Raw genomic sequence first — 17,558 nt, forward strand, 5'->3', positions numbered from 1 at the left:
CAAGGTGCGCGTCGCCATGAGCAACGCCTTCGCCATGGGCGGTACGAACGCAGTTCTGGCATTCAGGCAGGTGTAGAAGCCATGCAAGACGCCTCATTTGAGGTCACCTGTCGTATCTAGCTGCTTGAGGGGCGGGGCATTGTGATACAGGGAGAGCTGTGGGGTCCCTCCTTCTCGGCCTCGACGATGTGGAAGGAGCCTGTGCGGCGAAACGGGCTAGACGCCCCCAGGCCCAGAACTTGGGCGAAACCAACTCCCACCAAAGGACAGCCGGTTTAGTAGCCGAACAATGAAACCTCGCTCGACGAGCCGCCGTCTCTACTGTCTCCGGCCTCACGCGGTTGAAGCGAACAGCGCAGCAGCTACTGTTCCGCACAACTCGGATGGCAATTGGGACAAGTCCGCACATGTCGTCACGTACGCTGAACGCCGCAGGTACAGCCAAACTGGGGCGGGGCGTTTCTGCCGTTTTGATAGAATTCTATCAAACTGACAATTTTCCTTGCATAAATGCAAGGAGAGCTCGGTTGACTCCCCTCCTTTCTTGTCAAGGATGAGTTTGCAGGCTGCGGTGCGGCAGAAGCCGGACAGAACAGCGACCGGTCGAGTAAAGGCCTGCGCAAACCGCATATTGCGAGCGCCCGCGCGGAGGAAGACGCTCGTCCTGGTGAAAGGCAACGATGCTCAGGCGCCATTGCCATTTGCCGAGGGCGTCCGCGCGCCGAAAATTTCGAAGCAACAAAGGTGAGATCGAGAATGATGATGACGAAATACAACACAGCTCACCGTCCAGTGCAGTTCTACCGGCGGGTGGCGGAGTGGGATGGGCTGCCAAATGGAACGTAAAAAGATCAGCAAGGAGATGCTTGGCGATAGTCAGGCGCTGCGCAAGCTGCGTGAGCACCTTGTCAAGGTGGCCAAGGCGAAGACTACGGTCCTGTTGCGAGGTGAATCCGGAACCGGTAAGGAGCTGGTTGCCAAAGCCATTCACGAGCTCTCGCCTCGCGCCAAGCAGCCCTTCATCAAGGTCAATTGCGCGGCGCTCACCGAGACGCTTCTGGAATCTGACTTGTTCGGTCATGAGAAGGGTGCCTTCACCGACGCGAGCAGTTTGCGCAAGGGGCGCTTTGAGGCTGCCGACAAAGGCACATTGTTTCTGGACGAGATTGGCGAAATATCAGGTTCGTTCCAGGCTAAGCTGCTGCGTGTCCTGCAGGAGCAGGAGTTTGAGCGCGTCGGCAGCAACCACACCATTAAAGTTGATGTTCGCGTGATTGCCGCAACGAACAGGGACTTGGAAACGGCAGTTCAACGCAAGGAGTTCCGGCAAGACCTCTATTATCGCATCAACGTCGTCACTTTACGCGTGCCGGCATTGCGCGAAAGGCGAGGTGATATTCCGCTCTTGGCCGCTCAGTTTCTCAAGAATTTCAATACTGAGAATGATCACACGCTGACCTTCGCTCCCGAAGCGATTGAGGTGCTAATGAACTGCGAATTTCCAGGCAACATCCGAGAGCTCGAAAACTGCGTTCAACGGACGGCAGTTCTGGCGACGGGTCCATCAATCCTCAGAACTGACTTTGCCTGTTACGCGGATCAGTGCTTGGCCGCGGCGCTGTGGAAGAACGGACCGCCGACGTCAGAGAAGTCGACTACGATCCAGCCTTCCGCCGCCTGTGCCGCCCCGCCCGTCGGCGACGGGCAAGCGCCGATAGGCCCTGCCACGAGTCGTGGTAGGGTGCCCGATGCCGATACGGTCATTGCTGCCATGGAAAAGTGTGGCTGGGTGCAGGCAAAGGCGGCGCGCCTGCTCGGTTTGACCCCGCGCCAGATCGGCTACGTGCTGAGAAAACGCGGTATCGAGATCAAGCGTCTCTGAAACAACCCGCCGAGCAAGAGCTGGAGCAGGTCAAGCATTGGTGCTCTGGCGAGCCCATCGGCCAGGCTTACGAAGTGGGTGTGAACAGCGCTGCCAAGATTCCGGCCGTGTGCTTTCTACCACGTAGTCATACTGGGGCTCTGCGACTGACAAACTAAAAAGGAGTAATCCTATGGCTAGTAACTTCGCTCTACACCGCAAGGCAAATCAATTCGACGTGCCTGGATCCAGAAATAATCGATGTATTATTGGTGACACGCCAGCATGCGTAGAGGCGACGCGCAGATCTCCGCTGGCGGGACCTGGTCGATACATTAGCTGATGGCTTACCGCTCGATATCACGCAATCTGAGATGGGCATGAAAGTGAGTTCGACCGCTGGACAGTTGCCGACCTCGTCAGGTATTGGCCCCTGCGACCGGTTGATCTGCGATATCCAAATTCGCGGAAGTTGGTCGAGACGAAACTGTCGCCCCGGCTCGTGACCGACCGCGCGCCCGGCAAGACCGAGTTACAAAGTTGCCGAGGCAGTTTGATGTGCGTTCCTGCATCACTGTACGGGACACGACCTGACGGGAGACTATGATGCGTAGCCAAAAAGAAAAGATGCTCGCAGGCGAGTTTTACAATGCGGCGGATCCGGAGATCCAAGCTGACCTGTTGGCCACCGGGGCTTGGCTCAAGCGGTACAATGATACGCTGGGGCAGACCACGGGGCATTGGCATGAGCTTTTGTCCGAGCGGCTGGGAGAGGTTGGGCGCGGAACGGTCATCCGTCCGCCCTTTTTTTGCGACTACGGATTCAATATCCGCATTGGAGCCAATGCCTACATCAACTTCAACTGCGTTATTCTTGACGTGGTAGAGGTCAAAATCGGGCAAGGAACGGCAATTGGGCCTGCTGTGCAGATTTATACCGCCGATCATCCACATGATGCCGAGCAGCGGCAGGCCGGCCTGCAGGTCGGGCGTCCTGTTCACATTGGCAGCCGTGTCTGGATCGGCGGTGGAGCAATCATTCTGCCTGGCGTCACGATTGGTGATAATGCAGTGGTAGGCGCTGGCTGCGTGGTCACACGAGATGTTCCCGCCGGGGCAAAGGTAGTGGGAATTCCTGCTCGCGTGGCCGACCCACATAAACAGGCATAATCAACCTCGTTGACCCTGGAGGTGCATGCGAACTGTCGAAACTGTGCCGAATTTTTGTCGAAGCCATTGAGCGCTGCATATGTTGTCGCGACTCGGGCGCTTCAGTTCTTTTGCCACGGGGGTCACAAGATCATGTGCGTAATGCCGCCGCAACGTGCTCACGTCCCGCAGCAGCGGACCCTTTCACATCGCCCAACGAATTCAGAGCCTACGTTGTGCTGCCACTAGCATTACTACTCACGAATGTATTCCCAACTGAGTTTTCGCCCTTGGAGGCAAGCAGCGACTCACCAGCAATCGCCGGCCATTAATCCTGGCTAGCATCGACCCCGACGAGGCGAGCCGCGGCGTTGCGGATCGGCATGTCGATGACCGTGATTGCGCCTTCGGCAAGGAAACGACGTTCGTTTCTGGTCAGCGTAGCCGAATCGATCACCGCAAAATGTGGGCCAGTGGAGCGCTTCATCAGCTGTCTGGCATATGTGCGCAGCATCTGATCGTTGAAGCGGCAGCCCACGAAGAAAAAACCCCGGTTGACGCGCCGTTGCTTCACCGCGTCCGGGATCGGCGTCTGGATATCAATTTCGGTTAGGACTTCGACGTAATCGGAATCAGCCACGAGGAAGTTTGCCGCCGGCCTGACGCTGCCGTGCGGCGCATAGAGCACCGTCCTAGCCACTTGTTCGGCCTCGAGTTCTGTTCCTGACAAATCGTAAGTTCTCGTCCAGATGTTACCGATTCCGGTCGCGCGCGTCGTTCCTTGTATCTCGACAACGTCTGTTTGGCCGGCCTCTGCAAGGGCTGCTCGCATGGCGCCATCGTACCAGCTGTCGATGATGACAGACAGTTGAAGGGTTGCGAGCCAGGCGTGAAGAACGGTCGGCTCGGCGGGGGCTGCGAATATCTCCGCCATCCACGCTTGGAGAGTCCGACGATGTCGGCGCTGCTCGATAAACTGCGCGACCGACCACATATTGGTGCGAATCCTGGAAGGGGCAGGCGCCCGCTTGTTGAGGGCCGCGGCGACATCTTCAGGGGTGCAAGGTACAGGTGATTCCGGTGGGTTAAGCTGCAGAAGACCAGGACCGAGATAGGGGATCACTCGATCGGCCTTGAGAGCGCCGTTCAGCAGGTCAATCAGTTTTTTGGCAAAACTGCCCCGGACGACGACGAGATGGTCCCAGCTCAGCATCGTGTTCATACGCGTTTCCTCTCCGCCACTGAACCCACCGGCATCAGGCCCCGTCGGAAATCTTCATCGCCTCGACGGTGATCGGCAAACGCGTGTCGCGCGGAAGGTCGGGCAGCATGAGCCGCCAACCGTTCCTGAGCGTCACGGTCCCGCCCCATAAGTCAGCGTTCTCAATCTCGGTGATCGGCTCTTCGAGATCCTTCTTGGGGACATAAGCCGACAAGCCAGTAGCGGTCCTGCGAATCATTACTTTCATCCGGCTGTTCCCCCGTTGGAAATGCCTTCAGCTCCGCAGGGAACCTCGACTTTGTCGAGGCTAATGAGTTCGCGCGCTCGCATGCCGACGACCGTGCCACGATCGATCCATTCGACCGCATAGATGAAGAATTGCTGGAGAAAGGTTCCAATGTCGCGCACGTAGCCTTCGTCGCCCTTCCGCACGAGGTTTTCGCCGATCTCCTTGCCGGGATAGGTGCCGTCGTTTTTTATGTGGCGTATCGCACGGACCCGCTCACCCTGCATGAACCGTGGCGGTCTGCCGATTTCGACCTCCTGTTCGCGTCTGGACCACATGCTGTCCATTCCTTTCTCGAGGCTTTTGTTGTGGTCGCGGGTTGCAGGCGTCGTCGTGCGGCGAACCCGACCGTTTCGGTAGGAATCAAGCGGGAACGCAGGTTTTCGGTACCGGACAGACCGACACGCATTGCTGCGTATCGAAGGCCTCCTTGCATTCGGTGCACTTGTTTGGATCGATCACATAGGCGTCGCCCTTGAACTTGATCGCTTCCGAAGGACATTCGAACTCGCAGGCCCCGCATTGGGTACATTGGGATGCGATGATCTTTAAAGCCATTCTAACTCCTGGTTATCGGACGAGACGGCTCAGGCCGTCGCCGCTAGTGGTCTGATCCCAAACTCTGCCGCGTAAAGTGCGCTGACTGCGGTCTCGATGTAGTCATGGCCATAGGCGTCGGTTACGCGCAGTCCAGCTCGCGAGAGTTGTTCCTTCGGGCGATTTCCGATCTTGGCGCATAGCACTATGTGTATGCCTTCGAGCGCTGCGATGACGCCCTCGAGGATGGCGTCTTCGCCCCCGCCTCCGAGGCAATACCGCTCGACCTTCCGATGCCCGACCAAGCTGATCCCTCTAGGCGAGACTTCATAAACCTGGAATTCCTTCGCGTGGCCGAAGTGTTCGTTGACCCGTCCACCTCCCTTAGTGGCCACCGCAACCAGAAGCGACTTTTCGGAGTCTGTTGCCTTGACCATACCGATGGCCTCGCTCCTCGCCGCCTCATGATCACGGCGCTCGTGTGCGACCACCTGCCGATAGGCCTGACGCTTGCCAGCATCGTAGGCGACATCGTCGGGAATCCCGTCCAGCGTGAATTCCTGGCCACGATCTTCACCGAGCAGGCCGACAGCATCTGCCCGGCACTGCCGGCAGTGGCGCATCAACTTGGCGCCACCTTCAAGTCGATCCTGAAGAGCCATCATCTCCATTGCCGTTGGGCCGCGCTGCCCGATGAGTCCGTAGTGGGTACCGTGCGCCGGGTCCGAAATCAGAGGCATCACGTTGTGCAGAAACGCGCCCCGCTCCCTGACCATTTTGTTCACCTCAAACAGGTGCTGGTCGTTCACTCCAGGAATCATCACCGAGTTGATTTTGGTGAGGATGCCGCGCGCGCTCAGCATCTCCAGGCCCAGCATCTGCCGCGCGTGCAAGATTCGAGCGGCTTCGATGCCGAAGTAGCGGCGATTTTCATAAAAGATCCATGGATAGATCTTCGCGCCGACTTCCGGGTCGACCATGTTGATGGTGACCGTCACGTGATCAACATTCATTTCGGCAAGCTCGGCGACATGGTCCGGCAGCACGAGCCCATTAGTGGAGACGCACAGCTTTATGTCGGGGATTTCCCTGATGACGCGGTCGAGCGTTGCCTTCGTTTTCTCCCAATCGTAACAGGCATCCCCCGGCCCAGCGATGCCAAGAACCGAAAGCTGCGGAACTTTGTTGGCAACGGCGATGACCTTGCGTAGCGCTTGGTCGGGCGTCAACTTCTCAGACACAACACCAGGCCGGCTCTCGTTGGCGCAATCGTATTTGCGATTGCAATAGTTGCACTGGACATTGCAAGCCGGCGCGACCGCCACATGCATACGCGCGAAATAATGATGCGCTTCCTCCGAAAAGCAGGGGTGATCCTTGATCCTTTCCCAAATAGCCGGATCCCCTTCGCCCGGGCTGGTCGGCGACGAGCCGTAGGAGGACGATGCGCAGCCACCGGATTTCGCGGCTGCCAGAAAACCCTCGGATGTCGTGCTAGTCGGCCCCTCAATCGAAACTGTCGGTGAGGACATCAAACGGCTCCGTTGCTGGTAACGTCGCGGTTCAAGGTGCAAGAGCCATACCAACTGAAAAAAGCGGCTTCAGTTCACTATTCGGGTCGATATCGCATTGTGTCAGGCCGGCGCGACACAATTTTGTCCTGCTTGCGACAGTGCAAGTCCAAATCCGTTCAGAAGCACGAAGCACTCCTTGTCGCGCACAGGGCGCGCAAGACCACTGGCCTGACGATTGGCTCATCAGGCTCTTAGAATTTCCTTCACCTCGATACTATGCCGGCGTATCGCCTAGCCGACTTGTCGCAGCTTGAGGCCGAGAATTCGAGCCGCATTAGCCTGAACCCAGCCGGCCTTCTCCATTGTGTCGATCAGCCGTCACGCTCCGTCCGCCGCGGTCTCAGCCCCCGTCCGGCCGTATCGTTAGAATCGCAAGTGGCTATCTCGTGTTCAGGGGGCGCCGATGCGCCGAACCGGCATCGTGCTGGCCCGTGAGAGCTCGTCGATGACATTGCCACGTTCCGAAAGATTGGTTCCTTCCAGAGGAGAACGCCAAGCACGCAGTTCTCCGGCTCGGACGTTGCCGGGGAAATAGCATTGCGAGATCAGCTCAACTGCCGACGGCGCAAAGCCATGGTTCTCCATATTTCAAGGGTAAGCGCTGTGTCCTTCCAGGAGGACCCGCGATCTGTGGGCCTGCCGATTCTGAGGTGGATCGGAGATCGGCTTGTGTCTGAACTTGAACTTACGATTGACCCTGAGCGGCAGCCTCGGCGTTTTCGAGGGTGATCAACGGCGCTGTTGGTCGGCGGCATTGGTCGATGGACGACAAGGCACGGAGTCATTCCGAGACCCTGGAGCCGACGCGGTGATCTCGGAGGTTGCCCGGCGCTACGGGCTGCGGCCGCGGCGGAACGCTCGCAAGCTTGCGACGTCGGCAGGACAGGCCACTCCCGCCTAGTGGTTTCGGTGGCGCCACCGGAACGACCCGTTGGGCCTATCCGTGCACCAGAGCTCAAGGCCACGGCCTGAGAATCGGCCGCCGCTCACCCTACTTGGTTCCTCAGCCGACTGCGCTAAGAAGGAGAGCAACTTCCGTCGGCGCGAGGATCATTGCGTCGTGGCCAGTGGCGAGTTCCTGCCACGCCCAGCCATCCTGCTTCGCGACCCATTCTCGCGCTCCCGCCATCGGCGGGTGGAGTGGATTAGTGCAGACGACATAGGTTCGGGGTCTGCCGTTGCCGAGCGGGTGCTCGAGCTTAAGTCCGCTTTCGTAGGTGCCTGCCGGATGCGGTGTTATCCGGCGCCGCACCCAGTCCGTGAGCGAGTGTCCCTCGGGAATGCCGAATGCTGTTGGCGGCGGAGTCGGCATGAAGATACCCCGTCCTTCCTCCGCAACCAATTTTCGACGGGCCGCGACGATGTCGGGGGGCATGGTGCTGAATACACTTTGACCGCTCTCGACGATGGCGCTGTCGAGATAAACGAGATGGCTGATATGGTCGGGTATCCGGTCGGCGGCGCCGGTGATGCTGATGCCGCCTAGACTGTGACCGACAAGGATCACATCGCTCAGCTCTTCCGTCACAATGTGGTTGACGATGTCGGTCACGAATGTGTCGGGCGTGATGTCCTTGCACAGCAAACGTGCGCGTTCGCCGACACCTGGTCGGCGTGGTCACGTGGCATCCCATCTTGCGAAGATTGGCAGCCACGTCCCGCCAACACCATCCGCCATGCCAGGCACCATGCACTAGCACATACGTCTTTGCCATGGGTTGTGCCGTTCCACTTGCTCACCGGCCGTTGTGGCTGCCATCCGGCACGATGGCCGGGCGTTGTCCCAAAGGGGCTCGACCACGTGACCGGTGGTAAGTCCGGCGCACAGGGCAGCGCCGTGGCCTGAGGACACCGCTAACGAGTCAAGGAAATTTGAATTGCGAAAGGCCAATATTCACTAGCTCTTTGCAAGTGGATGGAGAGGCTCATGGTGTGCCGCAGTTGCTCGCTGCCGGCATGCTCTTGGCACGGTCCCGGCTGATCATCCGAACTTGAACAGGACACCAAAGCCGCCGCGCGGATAGTTCCACTCGATGTCGCCGCCTTTCTCGCACAATATCCGGCAGGTGCCGCATTCCATGCAGCCGTCGGCGGTGATCTCGACTTGACCCTTGTCATTCAACTCATAGCATTTCGCCGGACAGACGTAGGTCAACGCAAGCAAGTTCGCGCTTGGCTTGTCGTGCGGTCGCACTATAATATGGGGGCGGCCGGAATCGACCAGATAGCGGTTCTGGTAAAGTTTGTCCTCGACACGAACCTTCGTCACTGCGATCGTCATCTTGTACCCTCTTCAGCGCCATGCCAATGCCAGGCGGACCGCGTCGCTGACCAACCCCCAGCGCGAGCGCGCGTTGATGAAGGCGGCCGTGGTGTTCTTTTCCTTCTCGATCTTCGGCGTGCCGTCGACACGCATGAAGTTCTGAGCGGCATGCGACATCAGCCGCGGATAGCTGTCAAAAAAGTTGCTGGAATTGGTGTGGAGCAAGGCTGGCATGTCCTTGTATTTCTTAAGATCCTTGATCACAAAGGAGTCATCCAGCATCGTCTTGTAGAGCGCAAGGTTCGCTTTGGTCATAGGACCGTTGCGGCTTTTGACTTTGATGATCGCCTCAGCCGCGACACGACCCGAGGTCATGGCAAGGTTCGAACCCTCACGGTGAATGGCATTGTTCAGTTGCGCTGCGTCGCCGACGATGACCCAACCGTCGCCGAAGAGCTGCGGAATGGCCTTGTAACCACCTTCGGGGATAAGATGGGCGGCATATTCTTTCACCTCCGAGCCAGCGATCAGCGGCCGGATCGAAGGATGGTTTTTCATCGCATCCAGGAGGGCGGACGGGCTCTCCATCGTCGCGGCGAAATCCGAGACCAGGCAGCCGATGCCGAGTGATATCGACTCCTTGTTGGTGTAAAGGAAGCCGAGCCCGGCCATGCTGCGAGAGATCGTGCCCACGGCCTCGATTACGCAGCCTTCATCGCCCTTGACCCCGAACCGCTGGCCAATGACCTCTTCGGGCAAGAAATGCATTTCCTTGACGGCAAGCGCCACGGTCTCCGGCTTCGGCATCTCGCGCAGGCCTGCGCGAGTGCCAAGCAATCCCGACACCCCTTCTGCGAGAACGACCACATTCGCGAAGACCACTCCGCCAGCCCGGTCTGTGCGGACGCCGATCACCTTGCCATTGCCATCACGGACGAGTTCCGTCGCGGTCGTCTCACACAGGACCGTCGCGCCAGCCTCGCGCACCTTGCGGGAAAACCATTTGTCGAACTGGGCGCGAATGATCGTGTAGCGGTTGGGTTTCGCCTCATTGAAGTCGTCCGACCGGTAATGAATTCCGGTGTGAGACGTGTCGTCCAACACCCAAAGTCGCTGTTCGACCAGGTGCCGCTCGAGGGGCGCATCATCCCGGAAGTCCGGGATGATCTTCTCCAGCATGTTCGCGTACATTATGGCACCCTGGACGTTCTTAGAGCCCGGATATTCCCCGCGCTCCAACTGCAGTACCTTCAGCCCCTGGCTTGCCAAAGTGTAAGCAGCTGCGTTTCCAGACATGCCGGCTCCGACCACTATGGCATCGAATTGTTCAATCATGTCCTCTCCCTCAACTCGCAAGCTTGTCTCGACTGTGCGGCGACAGCCGCCGGGTGAAGGCTTCCGTCAGTGCGGGCAGGAAGCGGATTGCATCCGTGACGATCCCGAGGTGGGCGAACTCGAAAATCGGCGCGTTCGGATCGGTGTTGATCGCGACGATGAGATCGGCCCCCTCGACCCCAACTCGGTGCTGGATGGCGCCGGAAATTCCGGCCGCGATGTAAAGCTTCGGTCGAATGGTCTTGCCAGTTTGTCCAATCTGTCGATCAGCCGGCATCCAGCCCTTCTGGACCAAGGGGCGCGAACAGCCATGCTCGGCGCCGATCGCTCGGGCAAGATTCTTCACAAGCTGAAGGTTCTCCGCCGCTCCGAGACCGAGGCCTCCCGCAACCACGACATCCGCATAGGCAAGATTTGCCATTGCCGACTGGTTATCCGGTAGGAAGCCGAGGACTTTGGTGACGATATCGTCCTCAACGAGCGACAGCTTGTGCCGCATGACACGCCCGACCGGCTTATCCACCCGTTGCGGCATAGGCATGACCCTTGGTCGCACCGTCGCCATTTGCGGCCGGTAATTTAGTGTATAGATCGTACACAACAATGAGCCACCAAAAGTCGGACGGGTCGCGGCGAGTGAACCGTCGGAATCTACATCAAGTTCGGTGCAGTCGGCCGTGAGCCCCGTCTGCAGGGTCGTCGCTACCGAGCCTGCAAGATCCCTGCCCAGTGTGGTCGCGCCGAGAAGGAGGATTTCGGGTTTATGGGTATTGACCAGATCCGTGAGCGCCTTGGCGAACGGCTCGTTCCGGTAGTCGGCGAGCGGCGGCGCATCGACGATGTAGACAAGATCCGCCCCGTAAGCGAAGGCCTCGGCAACAGCGTCCTCGACCATCTCGCCCGGCGGTCCCAGCACGACGCCCGCGAGCTGGACTTCAAGCTTGTCGGCCAATTTGCGGCCTTCGCCCAGCAGTTCGAATGATACAGGATGCACATTGCCGCGTTCGAGCTCGAGGAAGACCCACACGTGCCGGTAGTCTTTGAAATGGTCGGGAAGTTCTTTCTTTACACCGGCACGGCCGGGGGCAATGCGAGGGGTGGTTTGGCTTGCGGTCGACATTTTCTGCTCCTGGCCGTCACGTGCCGCTGTTGAAGGCCAGCTCATGTTCCAGCGCCGGCCGGCGGGTTAAGATATCGGCGATGAGTTCATCGGCTATGTCCTGCAAGCCCCTTTCCGCGGTGTCGATCTGCGCCGCCCTTTCTGCCCGTGCGGTGGGGGCGAAAACACGCTTGACGACTGTAGGCGAGCCACGCAGACCGCACCGGGTGAGATCGTCAATGCCGGCGTCGGCTGCAGTCCACTTCACGACTTGCCTGCGCGCCGCGCACAGAGCCTGCTGGAGCGAGCCCCGGCGGATTTCGTTGGTGTCTTCCAGCATGGTAATGAGGCAAGGGAGTCTGCTCTTCAGCAACTGGGTGCCGCCTTCGGCGCGACGCGCGACTTCGATCTCTCGCGTATCGAGATCGATGGAGGCAATCTTCGCGACATAGGTAAGTTGCGATAAATCTAGGCGCTTGGCTATGCCCGGTCCGACCTGGGCGGTATCGCCGTCAATCGTCTGCTTGCCGGTGAAGACGATGTCCGGCCTGCCGAAAGTCTCCCCAATTTTTGCGATTGCTTGCGAAAGAGCAAAGGAAGTCGCCAGCGTATCGGATCCGGCAAAATAGCGGTCCGTCAAGAGAACTGCTCGGTCAGCACCGTAACCGAGCGCCTTTCGCAGCGAGTCCTCCGCCATGGGCGGACCCATTGTGAGCACAGTAACCTCGCCACCATGAACGTCGCGCAGTTTGAGCGCTTCTTCGAGGGCGAACAGGTCGTAAGGATTGATGATGGTCGGAACACCCTGACGCATGATCGTGTTCGTCACCGGGTGCACGCGGATCTGTGCCGAATCCGGCACCTGCTTGATGCAGATTACGATATGCATTGGCGGTTTCTCTAAGCTCCCAGTCCGGATTCGTGCTTGGCGGTTCGCCTCATTGCCTGCATCGTTCATGCCAAGTCGTCTTCCTGCCTCTATTCCAGAAGGTGGCTTCGTTTGCTTCCGAGGAGGCGTCATGAGGACTGGATTTGTCGACTTCTCGACATTGTCGCGTCGCAGCCGTGTCGGGCTCATTACTTTCCGAACCGCTTCAGTGCAGAGTCGAGCGGGACGAAGGCGCGGCCAGGTGCGGGACATATGTTTGGATCGTGGTCCCTTAGCACCTTGAACACACGTTGCGTGAGCGGCGAGGAAGTCGCGAAATCTTCGTAGGCGCGTTCCAGCTTGGCGCGCACCCGCGCGGCGATTACCTGGTTAGGCAGACCGGAGAAATCTTCTTCGGCAAGGTATTGGCCCACGCGCTTCATGATATGGAGCCGCGAGACATTCATCACTTTCGGGTCGTAGGAGACGCCAAGGCAGGCGAAGAAGTCCTCCGCGGCCGACAGGCCCTTCAGTCGCGCTAGGATATCGGTGCGATCGATCGGGCGGCTATCAGCGGAGCAGTTCATTGTATTCTCCCGGCGCGTAATTGTGGTGTCGATGCATTGGTGACATTGCTGACGGCGTGCCGACCTCTGGCACGGCGGCTGGGCAAGAGACTTGGCGATCTCAAGCTTTTCTGAAGTGGTGAAGGCGACCCCGAGTTTGACTGCTCTCCATTGCGCAGGGTCGTCACGTTGAGGAAGACCTCACGGCTCGTCGGCTATTGTGCCGCTCGGACCCGGGCCGGAATGAAGCTGTTCTGCACCTCGCCCGCACAGTCCAGCACTGGGAACGGCCCGTAGCTTCTCGGTGATCGCAGGCAGGACCTCAAGCACGCGGTCTACGTCATCTTCGCCGTTGTCACGCGACAAGGAGAAGCGGACTGCCCCACATGCCGCGTTCATAGCGATCAGAACATGGCTCGGTTCCAGTGAGCCAGAGGCACAGGCGGACCCGGCGGAACAGGCGATTCCCAGCCGGCTCAGGACAATTGGAATTGCATCGCCTTCGATACCTTCGAATCCAATGTTTGCAGTGTTTGGCAATCGCTCTTGCGGATCGCCGTTGATGGATGTGTTTGGGATGCGCTGGATGATCCCGTTCTCAAGGCGGTCGCGCAACCATTTTATTCGTTTTGTCTCGTCCATGAATTTCAAGGCGAGTTCGGCCGCCATGCCCAGTCCGACTATGCCGGGTGTGTTTTCAGTGCCTGCACGCCGGTCGCGCTCTTGGTGCCCACCCTTGATCATGGAGGAGAAGCGCACGCCACGTCTTACATAAAGCGCGCCTATCCCCTTTGGACCATGCAGCTTGTGGGCGGAGAGCGACAGCATGTCGATCGCGGTCGATTTCAGCTCAATCGGAAGCCTTCCGACCGCCTGCACTGCATCAGTGTGGAAAAGCGCGCCGACTTCCCTGGCTAGATCGGCAAGCTTAACCACGGGAAAGATCGTACCGGTCTCATTGTTCGCCCACATTATCGAGACGATTGCCACTTGTGGAGTGAGAGCGGTTCTGTAGGCGTCCAGGTCGAGCCGGCCGTGGTGATCGACTGGGATAATGTGCACCTTGACGCCGCGCGTCTTTTCAAGGTGCGCGCACAACTTCAGAACGGCCGGATGTTCAACCGCGGAAGTCACTATTTCCGTTCGGTCGGGCATCACCTCCAGCGCCGAAAGGATGGCTGTACTGTCGCTTTCAGTCCCGCCCGAGGTGAAGATGATCTCGTCCTCGAATCCCGCGCCGATGAGGGCTTGCAACTGTTGCCTCGCCTTTCTCACGGCTTCAGCAACCGATGCGCCATAGGCGTGCATGGACGAATGATTGCCAAATTGCTCCGTAAAGAAAGGCAACATCGCTCCAATGACTGCAGGATCAACCCGCGTCGTTGCGTTGTTGTCGAGATAGACAGGGTTCATGGGAGTGATCCTTCAACTGCTGAAATGATTCAAGGGTAGGCGGGCCATTGAACCTCTGGCGCATATCGTATCTGGTAAGGTGGGCGGCCGGGCGAGCGATGGCTTGGCTGACCGGTCGCTGTCGACATTGCCCTTTGGTGGCGGCATCTGCCGGGAATTCAGCTGTTTCGGGCAATTTTGTTTGCTTGCCCACGGCAACGATCGATGATCGCGATTTGGCGCATCACCGAACGCAATTGTTCCGGGCCGACAGTGCGTGTCGGCCGGTTCCAGAGCGCCGGCGGTGCCGGTTCGACGCAGTATTCCTTGGCGTCGCTATAGTCGAACATAGCCTGTTCCCTCGCAATCATTTGCAGGACTTGCCGCAGCCGCACGTCTCACGCGCATTGGGGTTATCGAAAACAAAGCCGGATGTTTCGAGCCCAGTGACGAAGTCCACGGTCATGCCGGCTGCATGGGGTTGGGAGCCTCTATCCATGAACACCTTGAGCCCATCTCGCTCGATGATCGCATCGCCCTCACGTGAGACGCTCTCCAGGCCCATTGAGTATTGGAAGCCGGCGCAGCCGCCGGCATGGACCATGATGCGAAATCCTTCCGCCGGCTCGCTGGCGCGGTAAAGAGCGGCCTTGATGGCGGCAACAGCGTTGTCGGTGAGCGTAATCATGGCTCGATTTCTCCTCGGTCCGACGTTTTCGCGGATCATCTCGCATGGACCGTGCCAAAGGGAAGACGTGTCAAAAACCGTAGGACATCCCGACGTCTCTTATGCTCGATTGCTGGGGAGACGTCCGACAACCGACACTTACTGTCGGATTTGTCGCGTCCGCGTCACAGGAAGGGCGCCTGAGTTCGCGATGCACTCACGCGTAAAGCAATGAACAGAGCCAAAGATGTTCAGAGCTTGCCGCGGAGCAACTGGCACGATTTTTGTGAAGCCTTCGTTGCGGCGGCAAAATTGCCGGCCGATTCACCTTTGGGTTGCCCTCGCAATCGAAGAACGAAGGAGAGCAATATGATCCATCAGACCCGCCTTGAGTGGGAAAGCAGCACCGCCGGTGGTACCCGAATGCTCGATCGGCCGATTGGCGCCGACCACCCAACAATCGCTCTCTACCGGCGATTGGCCGCTGACCGCCCGGAGACAGGATTCGACTGGCATGTGCCTGACGATCGATCGCGTCCGCCGTGCACACCCCTGAGGCCCGTTTTTCGATCGATCGTCAAAAGAAGAACGGGGCAGGGGTAAAAACATGGATCAGCGCAAGAAGCGGTCGCCCAACGAAATCCGGCGTGCGTGGGAAGTCTGTCCGAACATTCCCGCGCGTGATTTCGCAGCCCAATTGGCCATTTCGGAAGCGGAACTGGTCGCGGCCCATTGCGGTTTCGGCGCGGCACGCATCGACCCGCGCGTCAATCACGTTCTGACGGGCCTCGAATTCGTGGGCGAAGTGACGGCGCTGACCCGCAATCAAGGTGCCGTGCACGAAAAGATTGGCGTCTTCAACAGAGTGATAACCGGCAACAATCACGCCATGGTCCTTGGTGACGAATTCGACCTTCGCGTCTTCCCGCAAGCTTGGAGGTATGGTTTCGCTGTTGAAAGGCGCCATCGCGGCGGAATCCAGCGCAGTTTGCAATTCTTCGACGCCACCGGCGCAGCAGTGCATAAGGTGCATCTCAGGCCGGTCTCCAACCTTCATGCCTATCGAAAGCTGGTGGCCGAGCTCGTATCCGCCAACCAGGAGCCGACCATGTCGCTTAAGGCGAGAGTAGCCGACCTGGGCGCGAGGACTGCGGACTGGGCCGGCACGGTGGACGACCTACGCGAGCACTGGAGCCGGCTGACTGACGTCAACCTTCTAAAGACGCTCAAGCTCAGCCGCTGCCAGGCTTTGCGCATGGTCGGCCAGGATTACGCTTGGCTGCTCGACAATGCCGCAGTTGGCGCCGTGCTCCAGCGTGCGGCCGAAGACGAATTGCCGATCATGTGCTTCGTCGGCAACCGAGGTTCTATCCAGACCCATTCCGGCTTAATCAAGTCGGTCAAGCAGATCGGGCCGTGCATCCATGTGCTGGACGAAACGTTCCGGCTGCATCTCAGGACCCACCAAATCCGTGAGGTTTGGGCCGTGCGCAAGCCGACCAATGACAGTCACGTCACCTCGCTCGAAGCATATGGGTCCGACGGCAAGATCATCATCCAGTTGTTCGGTGCGCGCAAGGAAGGCGAACGCGAGCGCGACGACTGGCGGGTTCTGGCGGAAAACCTGCCTCGTTTCCCCGACAGCTACATGAGAAAAGACCGATCGTCGTCGGTGGGACGCCGGCGCCCATCTGCCTCCGCAGCCAGTAGCCGGGCATTGAAGCCGAGACCGGGGACACGATGACGCAATAAGCGCGCTGTATTATCGCAACGCGATGAGCAGGAAGCAATTTGGCGCTGCCCCATCGACCGCATGGTTACGACGAAGCCGCGGCCTTTGGGCCGAGCTCAGAGGTGGCAATAGCGTGAACGCCGCCGACCGTCACTCCCCACCAGGCGGTCAGGTTTTGCGGTTCGGGCCGAGCAAAAATACTGTCAAGACAGCGAGGAACGTGGCAACCGCGCTGTAGACAAAGACACTGGCAATACCCGTGTGATCCACCAATAGGCCACCGAAAGTTGTGCCGGCTGCGATGGCCACTTGGAAGGTTATGACCATCAGTACACCAGCGCTCTCGGCCTGTTTCGGAGCGGCGCGTAGCACCATCCATGTCTGCAATCCGACCGGGACCGCGCCAAAAGCAAAGCCCCATACGGCAACTGCAATTGCCGAGGTCAAGGCCGATGCTCCCATAGTCAGGAGCGAGACAGCGGCTACGGCAATGAGCAGGGGCGGCAGGGCCGCGACCGCCTTGAGACTGTGTTTGGTGAGGAATGCGCCGGCTAAATTGCCGAAGACGCCGGCCGTGCCAAAAGCAAGGAACACGAGCGGGATTGACTTCTTTTCGAGCGCAGGAACGCTCTCGAGAAAGGCGCGGATGTAGGCGAAGCTGGCAAAATGGCCGGAAGCGACCAATAGCACGACTAGCACCGCAACCTTCATCGCCGGATTCTTCGCGACATCCAGCGGACTGCGGAATCTGCGCACTTCGATCGGAGGCAGTGGCGGAATGGTTACGAGTTGCACGAGCAGCGCAACGGCACTCACGATTGCGGCGACCTTGAACGAGGCTCGCCATCCCCAAATGTCACCGACATAAGCGCCGATTGGAGCCGCGCAGACGGAGGCGACAGAAACGCCGGTGAGGATGATCGACATGGCGCGCGGCATGAGGTGACTTGGAACCAGCCGCATCGCCAACGCTGCCGAAATAGACCAAAAACCACCAAGCGATATGC

Annotated in this window: 17 protein-coding genes and 2 pseudogenes; 3 read left to right on the forward strand and 16 right to left on the reverse strand. The window is 59.0% G+C overall.

Annotated elements, in window-relative coordinates; all coding sequences use genetic code 11:
* Positions 1–838 precede the first annotated feature (838 nt).
* Together nifA and EOA32_RS17800 are read left to right on the forward strand one after the other, a co-directional pair.
* Positions 839–1,882: pseudogene (gene nifA, locus EOA32_RS17795) on the forward strand (nif-specific transcriptional activator NifA); the annotation flags it as partial.
* Positions 1,883–2,464: 582 nt separating this feature from the next.
* Positions 2,465–3,031 (forward strand): sugar O-acetyltransferase, encoded by a 567-nt coding sequence (locus tag EOA32_RS17800; RefSeq protein WP_024505228.1) that lies wholly within the window; start codon positions 2,465–2,467, stop codon positions 3,029–3,031.
* Positions 3,032–3,338: 307 nt separating this feature from the next.
* On the opposite strand, the gene EOA32_RS17805 is transcribed toward EOA32_RS17800, so the two are convergent.
* From EOA32_RS17805 to EOA32_RS17870, 15 genes are all read right to left on the reverse strand, one after another.
* Complete coding sequence (locus EOA32_RS17805) at positions 3,339–4,232, reverse strand: SIR2 family protein (protein ID WP_024505229.1); 894 nt, start codon at positions 4,230–4,232, stop codon at positions 3,339–3,341.
* A gap of 34 nt (positions 4,233–4,266) precedes the next feature.
* Positions 4,267–4,479 (reverse strand): putative nitrogen fixation protein NifT, encoded by a 213-nt coding sequence (gene nifT / locus EOA32_RS17810; RefSeq protein WP_024505230.1) that lies wholly within the window; start codon positions 4,477–4,479, stop codon positions 4,267–4,269.
* Positions 4,476–4,796: a nitrogen fixation protein NifZ gene (locus tag EOA32_RS17815; RefSeq protein WP_024505231.1), complete on the reverse strand. Its 321-nt coding sequence runs from the start codon at positions 4,794–4,796 to the stop codon at positions 4,476–4,478. Before EOA32_RS17815 ends, nifT begins: the two co-directional genes overlap by 4 nt.
* Positions 4,797–4,881: 85 nt before the next feature.
* On the reverse strand, positions 4,882–5,076 hold the full coding sequence (locus tag EOA32_RS17820; protein WP_024505232.1) for a 4Fe-4S binding protein: 195 nt from the start codon (positions 5,074–5,076) through the stop codon (positions 4,882–4,884).
* Between the two features lie 29 nt (positions 5,077–5,105).
* Positions 5,106–6,587 carry a nitrogenase cofactor biosynthesis protein NifB gene (gene nifB / locus EOA32_RS17825; protein ID WP_024505233.1) on the reverse strand — a complete coding sequence of 494 codons (1,482 nt, stop codon included), beginning with the start codon at positions 6,585–6,587 and terminating at the stop codon, positions 5,106–5,108.
* A gap of 273 nt (positions 6,588–6,860) precedes the next feature.
* Positions 6,861–6,932 (reverse strand): helix-turn-helix domain-containing protein, encoded by a 72-nt coding sequence (locus EOA32_RS39280; protein WP_245467364.1) that lies wholly within the window; start codon positions 6,930–6,932, stop codon positions 6,861–6,863.
* 700 nt (positions 6,933–7,632) lie between these two features.
* Positions 7,633–8,214: an alpha/beta fold hydrolase gene (locus EOA32_RS17835; protein ID WP_287152319.1), complete on the reverse strand. Its 582-nt coding sequence runs from the start codon at positions 8,212–8,214 to the stop codon at positions 7,633–7,635.
* A 396-nt stretch (positions 8,215–8,610) separates the two neighbouring features.
* Positions 8,611–8,910 carry a ferredoxin family protein gene (locus EOA32_RS17840; protein ID WP_024505235.1) on the reverse strand — a complete coding sequence of 100 codons (300 nt, stop codon included), beginning with the start codon at positions 8,908–8,910 and terminating at the stop codon, positions 8,611–8,613.
* Between the two features lie 12 nt (positions 8,911–8,922).
* Entirely contained in the window at positions 8,923–10,227 is a 1,305-nt protein-coding gene (locus EOA32_RS17845) for an FAD-binding protein (RefSeq protein WP_126080604.1), read from the reverse strand.
* 10 nt (positions 10,228–10,237) lie between these two features.
* Positions 10,238–11,347, reverse strand: a complete 1,110-nt coding sequence (locus EOA32_RS17850) for an electron transfer flavoprotein subunit alpha/FixB family protein (protein WP_126063815.1) — start codon at positions 11,345–11,347, stop codon at positions 10,238–10,240.
* Between the two features lie 16 nt (positions 11,348–11,363).
* Entirely contained in the window at positions 11,364–12,215 is an 852-nt protein-coding gene (locus EOA32_RS17855) for an electron transfer flavoprotein subunit beta/FixA family protein (protein WP_126063816.1), read from the reverse strand.
* A gap of 188 nt (positions 12,216–12,403) precedes the next feature.
* The gene (gene nifW / locus EOA32_RS17860; RefSeq protein WP_024505239.1) at positions 12,404–12,781 is read right to left on the reverse strand and encodes a nitrogenase stabilizing/protective protein NifW; all 378 of its coding nucleotides are present in this window, start codon (positions 12,779–12,781) and stop codon (positions 12,404–12,406) included.
* 180 nt (positions 12,782–12,961) lie between these two features.
* The gene (gene nifS / locus EOA32_RS17865) at positions 12,962–14,173 is read right to left on the reverse strand and encodes a cysteine desulfurase NifS (RefSeq protein WP_128372446.1); all 1,212 of its coding nucleotides are present in this window, start codon (positions 14,171–14,173) and stop codon (positions 12,962–12,964) included.
* Between the two features lie 158 nt (positions 14,174–14,331).
* Positions 14,332–14,502 carry a hypothetical protein gene (locus tag EOA32_RS38665; protein ID WP_165349961.1) on the reverse strand — a complete coding sequence of 57 codons (171 nt, stop codon included), beginning with the start codon at positions 14,500–14,502 and terminating at the stop codon, positions 14,332–14,334.
* Between the two features lie 17 nt (positions 14,503–14,519).
* Entirely contained in the window at positions 14,520–14,840 is a 321-nt protein-coding gene (locus tag EOA32_RS17870; protein ID WP_029356570.1) for an iron-sulfur cluster assembly accessory protein, read from the reverse strand.
* 586 nt (positions 14,841–15,426) lie between these two features.
* Between EOA32_RS17870 and EOA32_RS17875 the strand changes: the two are divergent.
* Positions 15,427–16,458, forward strand: a pseudogene (locus tag EOA32_RS17875) (ChuX/HutX family heme-like substrate-binding protein); the annotation flags it as partial.
* A gap of 261 nt (positions 16,459–16,719) precedes the next feature.
* Here the strand turns inward: EOA32_RS17875 and EOA32_RS17880 are convergent.
* Positions 16,720–17,558 (reverse strand): MFS transporter (locus EOA32_RS17880; RefSeq protein WP_145971312.1); only part of this gene is annotated, 839 nt, incomplete at its 5' end.

Origin of the sequence: Mesorhizobium sp. M1A.F.Ca.ET.072.01.1.1, assembly GCF_004023325.1 — a bacterium.
Lineage (GTDB): Bacteria > Pseudomonadota > Alphaproteobacteria > Rhizobiales > Rhizobiaceae > Mesorhizobium.